Here is a 19,754-nt window from a genome sequence, read left to right on the forward strand (position 1 = left end):
ACTGAAAGTCTAATCTGGGTGTGATTCTCGAATCTCAATAAATTCATTCCAATGTTCAACAAGTAGATCGACAAGTTTGGGTTCAAAGTGCTTACCTCTTTGAGCGAAGACTTCATTTTTAATGTCATCATCTGACCATGCTTTTTTGTAACTGCGAATTGACCCTAGCGCATCAAATACATCTGCTAACGCAGTAATTCGACCACTAATAGGAATATCAAATTGGCTTAGTTGGGTAGGGTAGCCATTACCGTCCCATTTTTCATGGTGGTTTTGAGCGATCTCTTTAGCGACAGAAATGAGTTTTCGTTTTGATTTACTGAGAATGTCGACACCATATTCAACATGCTTTTGCATGGTTGCCCATTCCTCAGCATCTAGTTTTCCTGGTTTATGCAAAATGCTATCAGGTATGGCGACCTTTCCCACATCATGCAAAGGTGAGGCATGCTTTATCATCTGAACTTCTTGTGGAGGTAATCCATAAAGCTGTGCTAGTTTTTCACTAAAAAGTGAAACTCTTTGTACATGAGCACCAGTTTCTTTGCTTCTTGCCTCTACCGCATTTGCTAAGTTATAGACCAACTCCTTAGATGTTTCGCGTAGGTCGACAAGTAGGTTTAGGTTTTCAAAAGTTAGCCCAATATTGTGCATATAGATTTCGAGTAATTGCTTATCTAATTCACTCAGTTTATGGGATATATTGATATAGAGAAGGCTGTCTACTCCGGATTCATCAGTCATATGAAAAACATAGGCATCATCATAGCTTTGGCTACTTTGTTGGGTAAGCGCAAACTGACAACGGGCTGAGACAACCTCGGGTAATACTTCAAAGAGGCATTCAGAGTAAGAATCTACATAATCCCCCGTCGCGGCTAATGTTAACGCTCGTGACTCTTCACCATCAGGTCGAGGTTTGACTAAGCAATAAAAGGCAGAGGCGTCTAATTGAATCAACGATGTTAATTGGCTCAAAACAGAAGAGGCATAATCTTTTAAAGTAGTTGTATTTTGGACGTTTGCTGAAGCTTGAATCACCTTGCTCAGCCCTTCTTTTTGGACTTCAATGGTGGTCAGATCTCGGTAGGCACGAAGCATTGAATAGAGGAGAGTCTTGAGTTTCTGTGTCGTCAACTCGGTTTTTTCTTTGTAGTCATCAATTTCATACTCTTGAATAACAAAATCTTCAGGCGCTTGCCCGGCTTGTCCCGTTCTAAGGACTAAACGAATTTTAGTATTTTTCAGCTCTTCCCTTATGTATTTGACCACATCTAACCCTGCATGATCATGCTCCATCACCACGTCTACTAACGCAAGAGCAATGTCTTTATGTTGAGCCAAAATGCTTTTGGCTTCAGCCGCAGAGTAAGCCGAGATAAGGTCTAAACCTTTCCCTTGGAATGTAAAGTTAGCTAGTACCAACTTAGTCACTTGGTGCATCTGCTCATCGTCATCGATTAACAATACTTTCCACTGTGCCACATCTAAAGGAGGTGGCACGGGTGTACTGGGAGATGAAGAGAGTTCCCTGTGATCGGCAAACAAATCCATATGCAATCTCGATTCAACATTAATAGCCTCTTTTATAGGTTTAGCATAGTTCAATGCTTCACGTATGGATTGGCACTGTGAAATCCCATCAAAGGATGTAAATACGAAAAATTTAAAATGCGTTATCACAGAATGTTATAAGAATGAATATTATCTAGTTCACATTTGTATATGTGATCATTTGTACAACCTTAGTTTTCGATAACTTAATTTTTGTTACTGAAGTTTATAGATTAAAATTTTCTTACAATTTATATCGTTTTTTTTGATAATAAACACTTTAGTAAGGTAAATCTGCAATGTCGACCAAACTAGCTAACCCTGCGCCACTTGGCCTAATGGGGTTCGGTATGACCACTATTCTTCTTAATATCCACAATGCTGGGTTTTTCCCAATTGATTCAATGATTCTTGCGATGGGTATTTTCTACGGTGGTATTAGCCAGGTGCTTGTTGGCATGATGTGCTTTAAGCGTGGTGATACGTTTGGTACAACCGCATTTACTTCTTACGGTCTATTCTGGTTAACATTGGTTGGGCTTATTGTTATGCCTTACATGGGTTTACCAGCAAGCCCAGCAAGCTTTATGGGTTGGTACTTACTATTGTGGGGTATCTTCACTGGCTTTATGTTCATTGGTTCACTTTGTTACCCAGTGGCAAAGCAAGTGGTATTTGGTTCACTGACGATTCTATTCTTCTTGCTTGCTGCTCGTGATTTTACTGGCAGCGAATTAATCGGCACTATCGCGGGGTTTGAAGGTATCTTCTGTGGTGCATCTGCAATCTACTTTGCAATGGCTCAAGTAATCAATAATGAGTACGGTCGTACGGTGTTACCTGTTGGAGAAAAGAAACCAGCAGAACAATTAATGACTCAAGAGATTGCTGCTTAATAGTAATTTGCTTAATTGAAAGTCATGCTAGTGCTGCTTTAAAGCCTGGGTGACTTTAATACAAAAGAAAAGGGTTAGCATTTGCTAACCCTTTTTCATATCCACTGCTTATTTTAAATAAGTCATTTTATGTTTTTAAGTACTTTCAAACTCACCATTATGTTGATGGTTGTTCTACAGCATCAGCTTGCTTAACTTCAGATTTTGGATCTATACCTGTTTTGCGTTTGTATTTCTCTTCCCAGTAAGTAGCACCTTTGATGCCAAGTTTTACTGGGTTAAAAGTAAACTCAGTCACGCCAGCTCGTTGCTGTTCTTCGTAATCATGTAAAGCTTTAATTGCAGGCTTCGCCATGAAGAAGATGATAAGAATACCAACAATGTTCAACCAAGCCATCAAGCCAACACCTACATCACCCATAGCCCAAGCAAGGTTTGCTGCTTTTACTGTACCGTAGAAAACAGCAGTGATAAGTACAAGCTTAAGTGCGAACATCATTCCAGGGATCTTAACGGTGCGTCTTAGGTACGCAATGTTAGTTTCTGCGATGTAGTAGTAAGCAAGAATGGTTGTAAATGCGAAGAAGAATAGAGCAAATGCGATGAACGGTTTGCCGATTCCTGGTAGCGCACTTTCGATCGCCATTTGAGTAAATACAGGGCCATTAGCACCGATATTTGCGGCTAAGTTCTGAACAAGGAAAACACCTTCAGCGCCACCATGTACGTTATAAGCACCAGTGATGATGATCATGAATGCAGTCGCTGAACAAACAAGTAGCGTATCAATGTAGATAGAGAATGCTTGTACCAAACCTTGCTGAGCTGGGTGATCAACACTTGCAGCTGCAGCTGCGTGAGGACCAGTACCTTGACCAGCTTCGTTTGAGTAGACACCACGTTTCACACCCCAACCAATTGCAGCACCAAAGCCTGCCATAGGAGTGAATGCGTCGCCAATGATCATAGAGAAAACAACAGGTACTTGACCGATGTTCAATAGGATAATAACGAAGGCAACAATGATGTAAGCCAGCGCCATAAATGGAACAACGATTTGAGTAAAGTTTGCAATACGCTTAACACCACCAAAGATGATGAATGCTAGGATGACTGCGATGATTGTACCGGTTAAAATTTTGGCAAAACTAAAGGTACCGATAGCTGTTTCAATCATGTCACCAGAACCGAATGCGGCTTCTACTGCATTACCAATACTGTTCGATTGAACGCCTGGAAGTAAAATACCACAAGCGAAAATTGTCGAGATAGCAAAGATCCAAGCATACCATTTCTGACCCATTGCCTTTTCAATATAGTAAGCTGGACCACCACGGAATTGACCTTCATCTTCTTCTTTATAGATTTGAGCCAGTGTTGATTCTGCATATGCAGTTGCTGCACCGAAGAAAGCAACGACCCACATCCAAAATACTGCACCAGGACCACCAAAGCCAATCGCGGCAGCAACACCAGCAATGTTACCAGTACCAACACGACCAGATAGCGATACTGCTAATGCTTGGAAAGAAGAGATTCCTTTTTCAGAACTTTTACCATTAAGAAGCAAGCGCCACATTTCAAAGAAGTGACGAATTTGTACGAATCGAGTCATTATGGAGTAGAACAAACCTGCGCCTAAGCACAAGTAAATCAGCACTGGGCTCCATATAATTCCATTCAAAAAATCAACGAGTGACTGCATGAGTATTTTCCCTGTTATTAACTATTATGTTTATTTTTCGTTCGATATATTAATCTTTTTGTAACTTATTTGTTAATTTATTTATCTGCTTTTATCTTAATGCGTGATGCCAAGCACGAAATGCTAATTAAGTGTTAAAATTTAGTATTGGCATACCGATGCCCTTAATATCTGCATATATATGCGTCCATTCTGCAAAATGTCAGGATTAACGTCGGTTTTAAGTTTTTTATATGCAACGAATTTAATTCTGAATGATGTTCACTATGTAACCTGTTGTGCTGGTGGTTTTATGGGCTCTAAAGGTACCTGGAAACAGAAAGATCTGAGTAATCGATATCAGGTTTGCGTTTTGACACTATGTCTGCGAGTAACTTTCCAGAACCACAAGCCATAGTCCAACCTAATGTGCCGTGACCTGTATTCGTGAATAAGTTTTCTATCGGTGTTGCGCCGATGATAGGGGTTCCATCAGGTGTCATAGGTCTTAGTCCTGTCCAAAACTCCGCTTGCTGTAAATCCCCCGCATTTGGGAATAAATCTTGGATAACAAGTTCTATTGTTTTTCTTCTTTTTTCAGGAAGTTCTAAATTAAAACCGCTCAATTCAGCGGTACCAGCGACCCTTAATCTGTCATCAAAACGAGTGAGGGCAACTTTATACGTTTCATCCATCACGGTTGAGCGTGGTGCTTGTTCACTATTTTTGATGGGTAAGGTTAGCGAGTAGCCTTTTACTGGGTAGGTCGGAAGTGTGATACCTAAAGGGGCAAGAAGCTGCGCGGAATAGCTTCCACATGCCACCACATAACTGTCTGCGGTCAGCTCTCCTTTATCGGTGAGCACAGATGTAATGCGATTATTGTGGGTAGTTAGACTTTTGATTTGTGTATTGAACATAAAGTTCACACCTAATGAAGACGCTAACTTTTTCAGTTGCTGACAAAATAAAAAGCAGTCGCCAGTTTCATCTTCCGGCAGATGCAGCCCTCCTAGTATTTTATCTTTAACGCCTTTCAGAGCTGGTTCTTTATCAATACAGCCGGTTTGGTCTAAGAGCTCAAAAGCAGTATTCGCTTGCTTAAGAAGCTTCATGTCTTTTTGTACAGCATGTAATTGTTTGGCTGTTCTGAATACTTGAAGCGTTCCTAAGCGACGGCCCTGATATTTAATATTCGTTTGAGCGTTAAGGTCGTTTAAACATTGCTTGCTGTAGTTAGCAACACGCAGCATACGAGCTTTATTTTGGTCGTAACGCTGTGTGGTACAGTTGCTTACCATTTTTGAAGCCCACTTGATGGTCGCGAAAGAGAGTGGGGGAGTGATCTTTAAAGGAGCATGTTGTTGCGTGAGCCACTTTACCGCTTTTAGGGGAACTCCTGGAGCTGCCCAAGGTGATGAATACCCATAGGAAATTTGCCCTGCGTTAGCAAAGCTGGTTTCATTTGCTGCCACATCTTGCCTGTCAATAACTGTGACTTGGTGCCCTTGCTGAGCAAGATACCATGCACTTGTTAAACCAATCACGCCACTGCCTAACACAATAATTTTCATATTATCCCCTAAATTCTGTAGAGATAGAGTGTCTTGTTTACAAATTGCTAACAATCGATATAAATTAACAGCAGGTTATAGTTTTACTAAAGGCTGAGTGTGAAGTATTTGAAAAGTAATATGGCGGTGTCTCTGATGACATTCATAGAAGTTGGTCAGCACTCTAGCCTGACTAGTGCTGCTAAATCTATGTGCTTAACAACAGGAGCAATAAGCCAGCAGCTATTGCAGTTAGAGCAAAAGCTTGGGCTGACGCTAGTGGAAAGGCATTCTAGAGGAATACGCTTAACGGAAGTTGGTTCCCGTTTGCATCAAGTTTCTAAATCTAGCCTTGAGGATATAGATGCAGTATTAGCTCAGCTCGATTTTACAAGTCAGCAGAGTACAGAGATTCGCTTAAAACTCACTCCTTCTTTTGCGTTTAAATGGTTGGTCCCAAGACTTGAGGCTTTTCATAGGCTTTACCCTGATATTCAAGTTCAAACCTTTGCAGAAGGTGCAATTGTTGATAAATCAGGGGGAGACTTTGATATTGCGATTGATTATGGCGAATTGCCTTATTTGGATTCACATGCAAGTTTGTTATTTGAAGAGTATTTAGTGCCAGTCGCCAGCCCACATTATTTGAAAACTCTGTTAGCTAAAGGCTCGACTGAAAATTCTGCAGGGATTGTTGTCGATATTGATTGGACGAGTGTCACCTTGTTGCACGATGCCCAACCTTGGCTAGGTTCTAACAGGGATCAAGAGTGGTCTTATTGGGCAAATAAAATGAATTTAGAGTTCGATACAAATCGAGGTCATTTTTTTAATCGAACAGATATGGCAATGGCAGCTGCGGAAGCTAGTGTAGGGGTTGCGCTTGCCAGAAAAGCATTGATTAAAGATGAGTTAGAGACCGGACGTTTAGTGGCATTATCGGTAGAGATTAAAGCAGACGCTGGATATTTTGCGTTAACCCATTCCTCTAGCAGAGCCGTTCAATCATTTTTGGAATGGTTATCGCAGCAAATTGAATATTAGTAATCGGTTTTTAAATCATATTTTTTTGCTCTGCCGTACAACCTTGCTAGATAACTTCTACAATTATCAATAACTGTAAGGAGGAGCCATGGAAGAAGAAAAAATAACATGTGGTTACGTAAATCCCGACGGTTGGCATTGTGAAGAAGAATGTGGAGATTCAGGGCTCTGTTACTGGCATGATCCTAAAGTCGACAAAAGTAATGATGACGTAAAAGAAAAAATAGAACGATGGGCCATAGCCGGCAAACCACTTGATGGATTCCAATTAGCTAAAACAAACTTGCGTGATATCGACTTGGTTAATCGTGGGTGCAAGAAAGGTTATTCCTGTCGAAATGTTGATTTTTACAGAGCTGATTTAAGAGACGCGCATTTCTTTGGGCTTGATCTACGTGGTTCTTCACTGATGAAAGCAAAAATGGTGAATGCTAATTTACACTGCGCTCACTTGGACAATTGTAACTTACTTGGCTCTGATTTAGGGCGAGCTAGGTTGGATAACATCAATTGGGGAAATTCATTAAAACAAGAGACTGAAGCTAAGAAATCAGAAAAACGCAAAGAGAGAAGTAAAGCCAGATCGTTGTATCAAGAAGCAGAAGAGGTATGTAGAAATATACGTAAGCAATGTGAAAAGCAGGGGTTGTTCGAGACAGCGGGGATGTTTTTCACTAAAGAAATGCGATTTCGTCGTTACCAGTTACCTCGGTATAGTTTTCATCGTTTTATTTCTAAGTTGGTGGATTATTTTTGTGGCTATGGCGAGTCCCCATTGCGTGTTGTCCTTTTTTCTATCGTTCTTATTATTACTTGTGCAGTTGCGTATTTTTTCCTAGATACGACCATTACTTCCAATACAGACACCAGTGCACCTTACTTTCTTCTTTTAGAGTTTTTTAATGCTCTTTATTTTAGCGTTGTGACGTTTACAACCCTTGGGTATGGAGATATATCGCCTGTTGGGATTGCTCGGTTTATTGCTGCAGTTGAAGCCTTTATGGGGAGTTTTATCATGGCATTGTTTGTTGTTGTATTTGTAAAGAAAATGACTCGATGAAAAATATATTACTTATTTATTAAGCCGGTTTGTAGCTGAAGCTAATATGTAACAAATTTGTATGGCAATTGTCCATTTGGTCTTTTGTTATAGATACTTACATTATATTTGTCTTGTGTTTTAACCATGTACTGGGAGAATGTAAACTCGTACATTGGGTTATGGTTGAGGCATAAGTGAAATCATCAGGAAGTCAAAATCATAGCAAGAAAAAAACAAGTAATAAGAAAAAAAAGAAGAGCCTCGTTAGAGCTTGGGTTGAAGTTATGCTTTGGCTAATGCCAGTGACGGTTGGTGTTCTAACTGCCTATGCATTAAGTAAGTAACTCTTCAAGCTTTAATACATTTATGATCTGCTTAATCGCATCCCCTCACACCATCCATAAACACTTTGTTTATATAATTCCTTTTACTTCGGACTCGACCTCCACAGTATTGCATTTTTTGTGTTTGATTTTAGCTACACCTCAACTCTCATTTTTGGTGTAATTCACTGCTAGCAAGTCATTCAAATTAGATGAACAGGTCCATCTTTTGTTTTCCTGAATAAACATCATCCTAACTTACCTTCAAACTGCTCATACGATTTGTTTTGTGAGTAAACACTTTGAAACTAAAAAAACTATTGTTGATTATGAGTTGGTTTTTAAGCTTTTATGCATTGAGTGATCAATCTTGGGAAGAGCAGGTTGTTTACAGTATAGGTGACTGTGTGGCTCATAATGGGGAAGCTTTTGTCGCGACACACTGGAATAAAGGTAACGAGCCTTATATTGGCAAGAGCCATTGGGAAGGTTGGGTACATGTAAATTCATCTATCCCACAGTTTGAAGTAGATAAAAATTATCATAGCGGGCTGGTGGTTTATGTAAACGGAGATTTATACCTATCTAAATGGGGCAACAAAGGAGAACACCCTGAAACGTCATGGTATTGGAGAAGGCTGGCAACTGATGGTGTCCTAGATAGAAGTACTAATGCGCCGGGTGAATCATCTGACCCTAAATCTGCAGAAGTCATCTTAGGTACGGATTTAAACAGAAATAATATTAAAGACAGCTTTGAACTAGGTGTGCTAGATACATATCAAAATGAAGAACTTCGGAGAATGGCACTGAATGTGTCATTTATTTATCGTGCTTTACATGAGTTAGAGCTTGATGAGTCGATTAACTTATTGGAAGAAGAGTCATACGAGCTGTTTAATTCTCTTTTTGCATGGGAAAACTGCATGGTAGAGATCAGAAAGCTTCATGATTTAAAGGACCCAATGTCTTTATATCTAGATTCTATCTATGCCTCTTTGTTATATCGATTCGGTCAAAATGAAGCTTACCGAGATTTAAATGGCGAATTCAATTTCTCAGAGGAAGTGCTTACTAGAAGTAATTGCAGCTATTATGAATTTTGATTTGATATACAAAAAAGCCCAACTCTTGCGAGTTGGGCTTTTCTAAACGTTTGGTGGGCTGGCGGCATCTGAATTTATCTAGTAACTAGTTGTTTTATAATTTTATTTTTCATCTTGGTACTTTTCTTGGTACTAAAGTTATACGTTACCCACTAAATTAAATAATTCTACTAAGTTTTATAATTGTGTCTTAAGTCTGATTTTTTATATTGAGAGCCCAAATTGCTATCCATCAATACCCTGTGAACAAGTAAAAAAAGCGGCTCTTTAGAGAGCCGCTTATTACTTAGTCATCACCTAAATAATCATCATTATTTGGGTTATGTGCATCAGACCAATCATCCATATCCGCATCGTTATTTGGGTTGTTGATATCTGACCATACATCGAGCTCATCTTGAGACATATCACTTGAATTTGGCATATTACTTATTCCCTTGTTGATTTGGATTTAGTTGCTTACCGCGGTTGCCTTGGTTCTGATCATACTGTCGGTTAGTGCCGTTAGTTCCCTTGTTAGCGTTAGGGATGTTTGCTGCATTGTCTGCTGGTGTGATTTTCTTAGCCATTATCAATTTCCTTGTTTAATAACTAGCCTTGCGGATTTGTTTAATGATTCGCTCAAATCCTTGCCTAGTTGTGATTGCTTTGGGATAAAGCCCATCAGGTGCAACACACCAAACAAACCGGAACCCTCTACCCAACTTAAACCTAATATAGGTAGGGCAAGAGCGGATCTTCTTCCCCCCTAAGTTTGGGTATAAAGCTCCAGCTCTGAGTTGGGCTTCAATACTGAAAGCTCGCTCTACATAGCATGAAGGAAGTTGAGATTGGAACGTATCAATAAGCTGTTTAGTTGAAGTCATTCTTGCTCTCCCTGATGAACTGATAGCAAGAATGATTGAGTGCACTGCACTCGCAACAACTAATTTAATAAATTATTTAATAGGTCATCGAACTCGACGGCTTCGAGGTATTTCTGCTTGATAAGGGTTTGGTATTGAGCCAGCGCAGGAGTTGTATTTCCTAGAGAGCATGCTGCAAGGTAGGCTTTTTCTATATCCTGATTGAAAAAGTGCATGATCATTGATTCACCTTGTGTCAGCAAGGCGCTTTGAGCCAATAGAGCCTGCATTACACTGGTTACACCATTGAGAGAAAGTTGCGGTAACTCTTGAAAAGGGTTTGGTAACTTTTCCTTACTCAGGTCGATGTGTTCTGATTTTAATTTTACGATCAGCTCTGACAGCGCAGTCGTTTGAATGCCAACTGCGAGAATAGATTGTCTACCCATGACGACTGTTTCTAAAAAGTCCGCTGCTTCTATGCGTTTTTTTGAATGAGAAAAGATATCTTTGACTCGTTTACTATCAGCAAAGAACCCTTGTAGCAAGACGGCATTATGGAGTTTGGTTAGGCTATTACTTGCAATGAGCAAGTTGTTCTTTGTTGAGCCCAGCGCCATAGGCTCTTTTTTAACCTCAAAGAAACCTTTGCTTCTTACTAATGGGTACACCAAATCTTTGAATGATTTATGTTCGGCTAGCTTTATGTTGAATAGCTTTTTAATTGCATCAGGCGTTGAGATGTAGCTATCGGTTGAGGTGTAGCTATCGGTTGAGGTGTAGCTATCGTTAGATTTCACACGATAGCTCCAATAGTTTTCGCTCTGGCAACGGCTTATCTTTTAATGACTCGCGTGCAATAAACTGTGCTCGCTCATACCAATCTGAACGGCAGCCATATTCGGACTTTTCATATTGGTCAATTACTCCCAAGCAGTATCCAGCGCGCAAACTTTCTGATAGCGATGTGGTTTGTGCCGCTAACAATTGTTTCGAACTTTTGGAGTCATAAATATTGATAAGTTCAACACAGCTATCGACCAGAGAGAGTTTTTCAGCATTGGAAACCATTGGTAAGATCGCTAGTGCAATAGCAAGCATGGCGTGTTTTTTATTGAGCATTTGTTACCTCAGCGTCCGTTTGTGCTTGTTTAGTATCGTTGTCGTTATTTGGGGTTTCTAATGGGGTGTCTGAGCCTGGGTTTAGAATCAGATCCTGGCTTGGAACTGCAATATACAAGCACAGTAATATAATGCTGAAAGAAAAGATTTGGTCGTAACTTTGCTCTAGCAATAACAGGTTTTTAAATTGCTCGGTACCTTCGAATAGGTCAATAAAAACAATCGTACTGGCACAAAGTAGCGCAGCCGTAATGAATTTTCCGTGCCATAAAAGCGGGGTGCTAATGATATGCCACCAGCGAAGTGAGGTTTTTTTTGTATATACCCAATAGCGTTTTAGCAACACAAGAAATGAGATGAAAAAGATAATCTCGATGGTTGATACATCAGATAACCCATCTTGATATTCAAAAATATTGAGTAATTCAAAACTGATGACTGCAATACTCAGACTGACGAGGAAAATGTAAATTAACGCTTTTAAAATAAATCCTAGCAAGCGACTTAATGTCCAATCAGCCTGCTGTAAATAGTGTTTTAAAGAGGGCGTAGCCAATTTGGGCTTCGGGGTATCGTTGTTGATAGTGCTCTGCTCATGATTTGTTTACGTAATAGATATTTTACATACATCACGGGTATTTAATTGCATAAAAAATAGATATTCATATGAAATGTTATGCAAATCATGGATTGCATCGATGATTTGTTATGTTTGCACTCTTTCATTGCCCCACCAGCCACTTCCCCGTAAAATTCGCGTCATATATCTGTTCGTACCAATACGACAACGTACACCTTTGTACGAGATCACCTCATATTCTGTAGGTAACTTAATGACCAACAAACTCTCCCTTCAACAGCTTGAATCTTTCCTTTGGGAAACGGCTGACATTCTTCGTGGCAACATGGATGCTTCTGAATTTAAAGACTACATCTTTGGCATGATGTTCCTAAAGCGCATGTCGGATGCGTTTGAAGAAGAACAAGAGAAAGTTATTGCCTACTACCTAGGTAAAGGTAAAACACAAGAACAAGCTATCGATCTGGCAAATGATGAAGATGAGTACGACGATACTTTTTACATGCCTGAAAGTTCCCGTTGGTCTGCGCTTAAAGACTTAAAGACTTAAAGACTTAAAGACTTAAAGCACAACATCGGTGAAAGCCTTAATAAAGCCACCGAAGCGATTGAAGAACACAACTCTGCGCTTGAAGGTGTGTTGGTCACTATCGACTTCAACATTAAGAATAAGCTTACCGATGCCAAGCTGCGTGATTTGCTCTCTCACTTTAGCCAGCACCGCTTACGTAACGAAGATTTTGAGCGCCCAGATATGCTGGGAACCGCTTACGAATACCTAATCAAGATGTTTGCCGACAGCGCAGGCAAAAAGGGCGGTGAATTTTATACCCCAAGTGAAGTGGTGCAATTGCTGGTGGCACTGTTAAAACCTCATGCGGGGATGCGTATTTACGATCCAACAACAGGTTCGGGCGGTATGCTGGTTCAAACTCGTAACCACCTTGCTAAAAATGGCGAGAACGCATCAAACCTATCGCTATTTTGGCAAGAGATGAACCTAAATACGTGGGCGATTTGTAAGATGAACATGTTCTTACATGGCGTGCAAAGTGCTGATATTCGTAAGGGCGATACTCTACGCGAGCCTAAGCATACTGAAGGCGGCGAGCTAATGAGCTTTGACCGCGTAATCGCTAACCCGCCGTTCTCACTGAAAAAGTGGGGTAAAGACGAGTGTGACAGCGATGGTTTTGGTCGCTTCCCATATGGGACTCCGCCAAAAGATGCGGGTGATTTAGCCTTTGTTCAACATATGATCGCCAGCACCAATAATGAAGGTATGGTGGGTGTGGTTATGCCTCATGGTGTGCTATTTCGTGGCTCAAGCGAAAAAGCGATTCGCCAAGGTATTTTGGAAGACGATTTGCTAGAAGCGGTGATTGGCCTGCCATCGGGCTTATTCTACGGTACGGGCATTCCTGCATGCTTGCTTATCATCAATAAGAATAAATCCGCAGCTCGTAAGGGCAAAGTCCTGTTCATCAACTCAGAGCTTGAGTTTGAAGAGGGCAAAAACCAGAACAAACTGCGCGAGCAAGACATCACCAAGATTGTCGAAACCTTCGAAAGCCATTCATTTGAAAGTAAGTGCGATATCAAACGCTACGCCAAAGTGGTGAACTTCTCAGAAATCGCCGAGAACGATTTTAACCTCAATATTCGCCGCTATGCCGACACCTCACCACCAGCCGAGATTTTTGATGTACGTGCAATTATTCATGGTGGCGTGCCAGTGCGTGAAGTGGAAGACGAATACATTCAAGAAGAGATCATTCAAGGCTTTGACGTGTCGGTTGTCTTCGAGAAGAAAGATGCAGAGCCTTCAGACGATCAAGAGTACTACGTCTTCAAGCCAAGTATTGAAAGCAAAGAACAGATTCGAGAAGTGATAGAGAAAGCTGATGCGAAGGTTCTCCCCCTAACAATAAGCCAACTTGAACGCTGGTGGGATAAATACCAAGTGTCGTTGAATGAACTTGATGAACAAGTAACGGATGCCGAGCAGGTGATGCAAGGTTACTTGAAGGAGCTGGGTTATGAGTAGCTTGGTTCCTGAAGGGTGGCAGTCAGTAAAATTTAAAGATGTATTCAATGACTATAAATATGGTCCTCGCTTTAGTTCTAAAGACTATGATGATTCTGGCAATGTCAAAACGATTAGGGGAACAGATGTATCTTCTATTGGTGAAATTAAATACCAACAAGTTCCAACAGCCACACTGGATAGGAAATTAGTGGATAATAACAAGTTATGTAATGGTGACTTAGTTATGATAACAACCGCTGATTGTGGGATGACAGCGGTGTTTTATGAACAAAAAATCCCTTATATCGCAAGTGCATACGCTATTCGCCTGACTCCTTCAAAATACATATCATCTGAATACATAAAGTTTTTTATGCAGACATTTAATGCAAAAAAACAAGTCGAATCATTAGTCCGTAAAGGTACGGTTGCTAATTTACCTGGCTCAGATGTAATGTCTTTAGCTTTAAATTTGCCCCCACTCCCAGAGCAAAAGAAAATCGCAGCTATTCTCACTTCTGTCGATGATGTGATAGAAAAAACGCAGGCGCAAATCGACAAGCTTAAAGACCTAAAAACAGGCATGATGCAAGAGCTACTCACCCGTGGTGTCGGTGTGGATGGTAAACCGCATACCGAGTTTAAAGACTCACCAGTGGGCAGGATTCCGAAGGGTTGGGAGGTTAGGGGGATATATGATGTTTGTAATGAAATATTTCTAGGGCTAACAGCGAAGGTTGATTATACGGAATCTGATGGGGCATATCTTATTAGAGCAACTGATATTTCTAATGGAGTACTCTCATTCTCTAAGGCTCGTCAAATTACTCACTCACAGCATCAGTCATTAACGAAGAAAAGACAAGCTAAGCGTGGTGATGTTTTAGTTAGTAAATCAGGATCATTAGGTGTGTGTGCTCTTGTTGATACAGATGTCGAATTTAGTATTTATGAAAGCATTATTGTCTTACAGCCTAAAGGTAGAGTAATTGATTCTAAATATCTTCTTTGGTTGATGCGTGCAACTGAAACTCAAACTCGATTACTTGGTGGTGTTGTAGGTTCAACTGTTGGGCATCTGAATTTAGGTGACTTTAGAAAATTAAAGGTACCAATCCCGTCATTTGAAGAGCAAATTAAGCTAGGGCGTGTATTTGACTCTTTGAATCAAAAATTCACTAGTGTTGAAAATAGATTACTACAATATAAATCACTTAAAAAAGCCCTTATGCAAGATCTCCTAACAGGCAAAAAACGAGTTAAGGTAGACAGCTAATGTTAAAAGCAATTCTTCACGGAAAGGCAGGGCGTATTGAGCACGGTGGGCAAGATTCGGTACGCTGGGCAAGCGTGTTTAAAGCTCGTGAAGATTTGCTCACGTCTACCTTTTTTGAGCGCTTTGCTTACCTATCTGATGATGTTCAAACTCAAATCCTAGCGAGTTGTTTTTCTCTATCGCCTGATGATTTTCAGGTGAAATTTGGTGCATTTCAATCTATCGACTATTGGCCGAGGTATGCTTTAACAGAAGACGGTGAATCTCGCCAAGTTGAACCTGATTTGGTGATCCGCTTTGAATTGTGCAATTTAATTGTAGAAGTAAAACCACCAGCAGGCGGCGACCAATACTATGAGCAGTGGCAAAGAGAGGTGGCTTCTTTTATTCAGTCGGATGAGCACAACGACCTACCGCTATACTTTCTTGCGATTGGGCGTATTGAAACAGGCAACGCGACCCAATGGGCTGAGTTACTTCACGAACGCTATGATTGCCTTAAAACAGTTAGTGCCACTAAGTGGCAAGCCGTTACCGACAACTTGGTTAAGTTAATGGAAGGTGATGGCATAAGCCCCACAGACAGACGAGTGCTTACCGATATGCTAGAAGCATTAGCTTTATATGGGTTAAAAACGAATAGCTTTGAGTTGCATGATCTTATCTGTAACGGTTTTAACGCATTATCACTTCAACACTCATTACTTTCTGATCATAGTATCAAGCAAGAGCTTGTTTCTGCCTGTGCATTTCAGTCTGAACCTCGTCTTATCAATCATAACTTTACTCCCGTCAGTTTAGATACCCTGTCGGTTTGGCCTAGGAACACCCATGAATAACTCACAACCAGAAGATCTGTTCACCCAAGTCAGAACTGCGCACCGTTTGCTCGCAGCCTATTATCAGCGCTTACTGCCGACTCTTGAGCAAATAGCGCATAGCGTTAATACAGAGTTCTATTTTTGGCATCCTGTTCGTTTTGATAAGCCGGGGAAAAATCCGTTTAAAAAGTGGCAGTGGGATTTATTACCCGCCACCAATACGCGCTATGTGTTTAAGCAGTTCAGTAATTACGGCGCCGTCACGCTTAATGATTACATTGTTGAATTTATTGTTATTAATGACTCGGGTGTGAATGATGAAGAGTATCAAGCACAGCCAGACGCATTAAAATTGAAAATCCCTGTAAGTGAAGCGGAAAGTGTTCTGAGGGTAGCGATTTATCGAGCTGTGGTTGAAAAAGTGGGCGATTTTTATCAGCTGTGGGAGGCCGGAAGCTACCCTAACTACTGTGATTCCGCTGAGGTTGAGCAAGACAACCTCTTTTTAAAATATGGTTTCGAAGTCCCTTTAGATAGCCTACTAACAGAGGAAGGCGTTGAAGCGATCACGGCTAGAATTCAACAGCGCCTTGAAGAAACAAAACAGGTAGAGCCCGTCGCATCGCTTTAGCTAGGAATGATATGAAAAACAACGAATTCGATAAAGTAGAAGCGCCTGCCATTGCTCAGTTGGTTCAATTAGGCTGGACGTATGTTCAAGGTAAAAAGCTTGCGCCTAATTACACCGAAACCAATGGTGTCCCTGAGCGTGAATACTTACGTGACGTGGTGCTTGTTAAACGCCTAGAAGCGGCCATTAAACGCATTAACCCTTGGATAAGTGACGAAAACCTTCGCAAAGTTTCTCGTGAGGTTACGCACCCACATTTTGCTGCCTTAATGGAGTACAACCACGCTTTTTATCAAACCATGGTGAATTACCTATCGGTTGAGCAAGATTTAGGTAAAGGGCGCAAAGGGCAAACCGTTAAACTTATTGACTTCGATACGCTTTCTAACAATGAATTTCTAGTCACCAACCAGTTCAAAGTGGAAGGGGTTAACCAGAAAATTATCCCCGATATTATCTGCTTTGTGAACGGCATTCCCCTTGCGGTAATTGAGTGTAAATCGCCATACATTTCAGACCCAATGAGCCATGGTATTGATCAGCTTCGTCGTTATGCAGATTTACGTGAACAGCAAGACGGTGAAGGGGCAGAGAAGCTGTTTTGGTATAACCAACTGATGGTTTCTACCTGTCGTGACCAAGCCAAAGTCGGTACCATTAGCTCGAGCAGCCAGCATTATGGCGATTGGAAAGACGCTTACCCATTCAGTGATGAAGCGTTAGCGAACCAGTCGCTACAAGATAACGTGGTGACGTTTCGTTCTGCGGTAGAGGTTCAATACCCTGATGATGTATTAGATGATGACTCTGTTAGTGAAGCTAATATAGAAAGCCAAGTCGAACTTATGCAAGCAGCAGAACCCAAAGCCAGTTATGAGGTTTTGACCCATGTGACGGCTCAGCAACGTTTACTAGCAGGTATGTTCAGCTTAGACAACTTCCTCGATATCCTGCAAAACTTCATCATCTATGAAACCGATGATGGGAAAATCATCAAGAAAGTGGCTCGCTATCAGCAATATCGAGCGGTGAATAAAGTCATCGAACGATTGAAGGGAGGCAAAGATCGCAAAGCCCTCTCTCGTAAAGAAAGAAGTGGTGTGGTTTGGCATACCCAAGGCAGTGGTAAATCACTCACTATGGTTATGCTTGCCGTTAAGATGCGCCGTGATCCAGAATTACAGCAGTACAAATTAGTGTTCATTACCGATAGAACACAACTGGATGAACAGCTTTCCAATACCTTCCGTGGTGCCCAAGGCGAAACAGTTTATAACGCTGGCTCTGTGGCTGAATTAAAAGAGCTCTTAAAGAAAGATAGCTCTGATCTTGTGACTGCGATGGTGCAAAAGTTCTCTGATCTTGAAAAAGAGCAAGAGAAACAATCGACAGTAGCGGAAGGCTTTGTAGACCTAAACCCGAGTGACAAAATAATCGTTCTTGCTGATGAAGCTCACCGCACACAATTTGGTGGGTTAGCTATGACCATCAATGCCGCGCTACCGAACGCCCCTAAAGTGGGCTTTACGGGTACACCTTTGCTTAAAACGCAAAAGATGGGTCAAGCGTTTGGTGGCTATATTGATGAATACAAAATCAATGAAGCAGTCGAAGATGGTGCAACCGTACGCTTGCTGTATGAAGGCAGAGAAGTGCAATCAGAAGTGGCGGGAGAGTCACTTGATAAGCTGTTTGAAGAGTACTTTGGTGAATACACCGAAGACGAACAACGAGAAATAAAGAAAAAGTACGGGGTAGAGCGCGCAGTACGTGAAGCGCCGGCTCGTATTCGCTGGGTATGTTTAGATCTGCTTAAACACTATAAAGAACACATTCGCCCAGATGGTTTTAAAGCGATGATAGTCGTGGGTAGCCGTCATGCTGCCGCTATTTTTAAAAAGACGCTTGATGAGCTGGGTGCACCTCCTTCTGAGGTGATTATCTCAGGTGATCACAACGACAAAACGTATATCGCTAAGTACACCGACAAAGCGCATCAAAAGAAAGCGATTGAGAATTTCAAAAAGCCTTTTGGTATCGATAAAGCGGGAACTGAAGATAAGAGCAAAAAGTTTGATAACACGGCGTTTCTTATTGTGAAAGATATGCTGTTAACGGGTTTCGATGCACCTATTGCTCAAGTTATGTATATCGACCGCAAACTGCAAGACCACACATTAATGCAAGCCATTGCCCGTGTGAACCGTACCTACAAGGGTAAGAATTGTGGCTATGTTGTGGATTATCACGGGTTAGCTACTCACCTTACTGAAGCGTTAGACTTGTTCAGCAGCGATGATGTAGAAGGCACATACCAAAGCCTGAAAGATGAAATTCCTAAGCTAAAAGCGAAACACACGAGAGCAATGTCTTTCTTCAATAATGTTAAGAGTGACGATATTGATGATTACGTGTTAGCGCTAAAAGATGAAACGACTCGTGCGCAGTTCGACCTTGCTTTTAAGTTGTTCGCCAAACAACTCAACGTGATTTTGCCTGACGCCAGTGCTGCCCCTTTCATTCCGGATATGAAGTTACTGGGCAAAGTTCATAACGCATCAAAAACGCGGTATCGAGACGCTGGCTTAGATATGCGTGAAATCGGTGAAAAGGTTCGCCAGTTGGTGGATGAGCACATTCTTAGTACAGGAGTAGACCCGAAAATACCCCCTGTAGATTTACTGGCGGCGAACTTCAAAGAGACGATAAAACCAACCAAGTCGGATGAATCGAAAGCGTCTGAGATTGAGAGTGCAATTAAGCATCACATTACCATTAATCTCGATGAAGACCCTGAATATTACCGTTCGTTGAGTTTACGCCTGCGTGATGTCATTGAAAAAACAGCAGGTCAATGGTCGCTTCAGTTAGAACTACTGCTTGAGATGACTGACGATATTGGCAATGCTCACCAGCAAGCGGCACAAGATGTTGGTTTGTCGGAAACGGAATTTGCTTTCTACAATATTCTTATCTCAGAAGTAACGCATGCCAGTGATGGCGATGTGATTGATGAATCGCTTCATGAGTCAATCAAACAGACAACTCAAACTTTAGTCGCGATGCTGGATGAAGCAACAGAGATTATTGATTTCTTCGCTAAGCAAGATGAAGTGAAGCGTATGAAGAAAGAGATTAAGCGTGCTGTGCTCGATCAGCCATTCGGTGATAAAGCGTTAGTGAGTGCACTACAAGAACGCTTCATGGATCTCGCTAAGCATAAGTTTGGTAATAAGTGAGTAAGCAAA

Annotated in this window: 19 protein-coding genes; 10 read left to right on the forward strand and 9 right to left on the reverse strand. The window is 41.2% G+C overall.

The genetic code is table 11. From position 1 onward, the window contains the following. Window positions 1–9 precede the first annotated feature (9 nt). Window positions 10–1,554, reverse strand: coding sequence for a DUF3369 domain-containing protein (locus OCU78_RS03145; protein ID WP_137374947.1), 1,545 nt, complete (start codon window positions 1,552–1,554; stop codon window positions 10–12). A 299-nt stretch (window positions 1,555–1,853) separates the two neighbouring features. Between OCU78_RS03145 and OCU78_RS03150 the strand changes: the two genes are divergently transcribed. After that, window positions 1,854–2,450, forward strand: coding sequence for an acetate uptake transporter (locus OCU78_RS03150; protein ID WP_137374946.1), 597 nt, complete (start codon window positions 1,854–1,856; stop codon window positions 2,448–2,450). A gap of 157 nt (window positions 2,451–2,607) precedes the next feature. On the opposite strand, the gene OCU78_RS03155 is transcribed toward OCU78_RS03150, so the two are convergent. Next, window positions 2,608–4,155, reverse strand: coding sequence for an alanine/glycine:cation symporter family protein (locus tag OCU78_RS03155; RefSeq protein WP_137374945.1), 1,548 nt, complete (start codon window positions 4,153–4,155; stop codon window positions 2,608–2,610). A 299-nt stretch (window positions 4,156–4,454) separates the two neighbouring features. Continuing rightward, a complete protein-coding gene (locus OCU78_RS03160) occupies window positions 4,455–5,708 on the reverse strand; it encodes a D-amino acid dehydrogenase (RefSeq protein ID WP_137374944.1) in 1,254 nt (417 codons plus the stop codon). 135 nt (window positions 5,709–5,843) lie between these two features. On the opposite strand from OCU78_RS03160, the gene OCU78_RS03165 reads away from it, so the two are divergent. From OCU78_RS03165 to OCU78_RS03175, 3 genes are all read left to right on the forward strand, one after another. Further along, window positions 5,844–6,731, forward strand: a complete 888-nt coding sequence (locus OCU78_RS03165; protein ID WP_240701776.1) for a LysR substrate-binding domain-containing protein — start codon at window positions 5,844–5,846, stop codon at window positions 6,729–6,731. Window positions 6,732–6,819: 88 nt separating this feature from the next. Further along, the gene (locus OCU78_RS03170; RefSeq protein ID WP_137374942.1) at window positions 6,820–7,791 is read left to right on the forward strand and encodes an ion channel; all 972 of its coding nucleotides are present in this window, start codon (window positions 6,820–6,822) and stop codon (window positions 7,789–7,791) included. Window positions 7,792–8,425: 634 nt separating this feature from the next. Continuing rightward, a complete protein-coding gene (locus tag OCU78_RS03175) occupies window positions 8,426–9,202 on the forward strand; it encodes a carbohydrate-binding protein (RefSeq protein WP_137374941.1) in 777 nt (258 codons plus the stop codon). A gap of 286 nt (window positions 9,203–9,488) precedes the next feature. Here the strand turns inward: OCU78_RS03175 and OCU78_RS03180 are convergent, their stop codons facing one another. From OCU78_RS03180 to OCU78_RS03205, 6 genes are read right to left on the reverse strand one after another with little or no spacing between them, the layout of a single operon-like run. Next, window positions 9,489–9,626 (reverse strand): hypothetical protein, encoded by a 138-nt coding sequence (locus OCU78_RS03180; protein WP_165689832.1) that lies wholly within the window; start codon window positions 9,624–9,626, stop codon window positions 9,489–9,491. Window position 9,627: 1 nt separating this feature from the next. After that, entirely contained in the window at window positions 9,628–9,771 is a 144-nt protein-coding gene (locus OCU78_RS03185; RefSeq protein WP_167494070.1) for a hypothetical protein, read from the reverse strand. Window positions 9,772–9,786: 15 nt separating this feature from the next. Then, a complete protein-coding gene (locus OCU78_RS03190) occupies window positions 9,787–10,068 on the reverse strand; it encodes a ParE family toxin-like protein (RefSeq protein ID WP_137374940.1) in 282 nt (93 codons plus the stop codon). Window positions 10,069–10,127: 59 nt separating this feature from the next. Next, window positions 10,128–10,847: a hypothetical protein gene (locus OCU78_RS03195; RefSeq protein ID WP_137374939.1), complete on the reverse strand. Its 720-nt coding sequence runs from the start codon at window positions 10,845–10,847 to the stop codon at window positions 10,128–10,130. Beyond that, complete coding sequence (locus OCU78_RS03200; RefSeq protein ID WP_167494069.1) at window positions 10,837–11,169, reverse strand: hypothetical protein; 333 nt, start codon at window positions 11,167–11,169, stop codon at window positions 10,837–10,839. Before OCU78_RS03200 ends, OCU78_RS03195 begins: the two co-directional genes overlap by 11 nt. Beyond that, the gene (locus OCU78_RS03205; RefSeq protein WP_261856021.1) at window positions 11,159–11,668 is read right to left on the reverse strand and encodes a hypothetical protein; all 510 of its coding nucleotides are present in this window, start codon (window positions 11,666–11,668) and stop codon (window positions 11,159–11,161) included. The genes OCU78_RS03200 and OCU78_RS03205 overlap by 11 nt, the downstream gene beginning before the upstream one ends. Before the next feature lie 334 nt (window positions 11,669–12,002). On the opposite strand from OCU78_RS03205, the gene OCU78_RS03210 reads away from it, so the two are divergent. From OCU78_RS03210 to OCU78_RS03235, 6 genes are all read left to right on the forward strand, one after another. After that, complete coding sequence (locus OCU78_RS03210; RefSeq protein WP_240701775.1) at window positions 12,003–12,299, forward strand: type I restriction-modification system subunit M N-terminal domain-containing protein; 297 nt, start codon at window positions 12,003–12,005, stop codon at window positions 12,297–12,299. 87 nt (window positions 12,300–12,386) lie between these two features. Then, window positions 12,387–13,796, forward strand: coding sequence for a type I restriction-modification system subunit M (locus OCU78_RS03215; RefSeq protein WP_261856022.1), 1,410 nt, complete (start codon window positions 12,387–12,389; stop codon window positions 13,794–13,796). Next, entirely contained in the window at window positions 13,789–15,054 is a 1,266-nt protein-coding gene (locus tag OCU78_RS03220) for a restriction endonuclease subunit S (RefSeq protein WP_137374937.1), read from the forward strand. The genes OCU78_RS03215 and OCU78_RS03220 overlap by 8 nt, the downstream gene beginning before the upstream one ends. After that, window positions 15,054–15,893 carry a hypothetical protein gene (locus tag OCU78_RS03225; RefSeq protein ID WP_137374936.1) on the forward strand — a complete coding sequence of 280 codons (840 nt, stop codon included), beginning with the start codon at window positions 15,054–15,056 and terminating at the stop codon, window positions 15,891–15,893. Before OCU78_RS03220 ends, OCU78_RS03225 begins: the two co-directional genes overlap by 1 nt. Beyond that, a complete protein-coding gene (locus OCU78_RS03230; protein WP_137374935.1) occupies window positions 15,886–16,506 on the forward strand; it encodes a hypothetical protein in 621 nt (206 codons plus the stop codon). Before OCU78_RS03225 ends, OCU78_RS03230 begins: the two co-directional genes overlap by 8 nt. Before the next feature lie 11 nt (window positions 16,507–16,517). Continuing rightward, window positions 16,518–19,745 carry a type I restriction endonuclease subunit R gene (locus OCU78_RS03235; RefSeq protein WP_137374934.1) on the forward strand — a complete coding sequence of 1,076 codons (3,228 nt, stop codon included), beginning with the start codon at window positions 16,518–16,520 and terminating at the stop codon, window positions 19,743–19,745. Window positions 19,746–19,754: the final 9 nt, after the last annotated feature.

The organism is Vibrio gallaecicus, assembly GCF_024347495.1.
GTDB classification, from domain to species: domain Bacteria; phylum Pseudomonadota; class Gammaproteobacteria; order Enterobacterales; family Vibrionaceae; genus Vibrio; species Vibrio gallaecicus.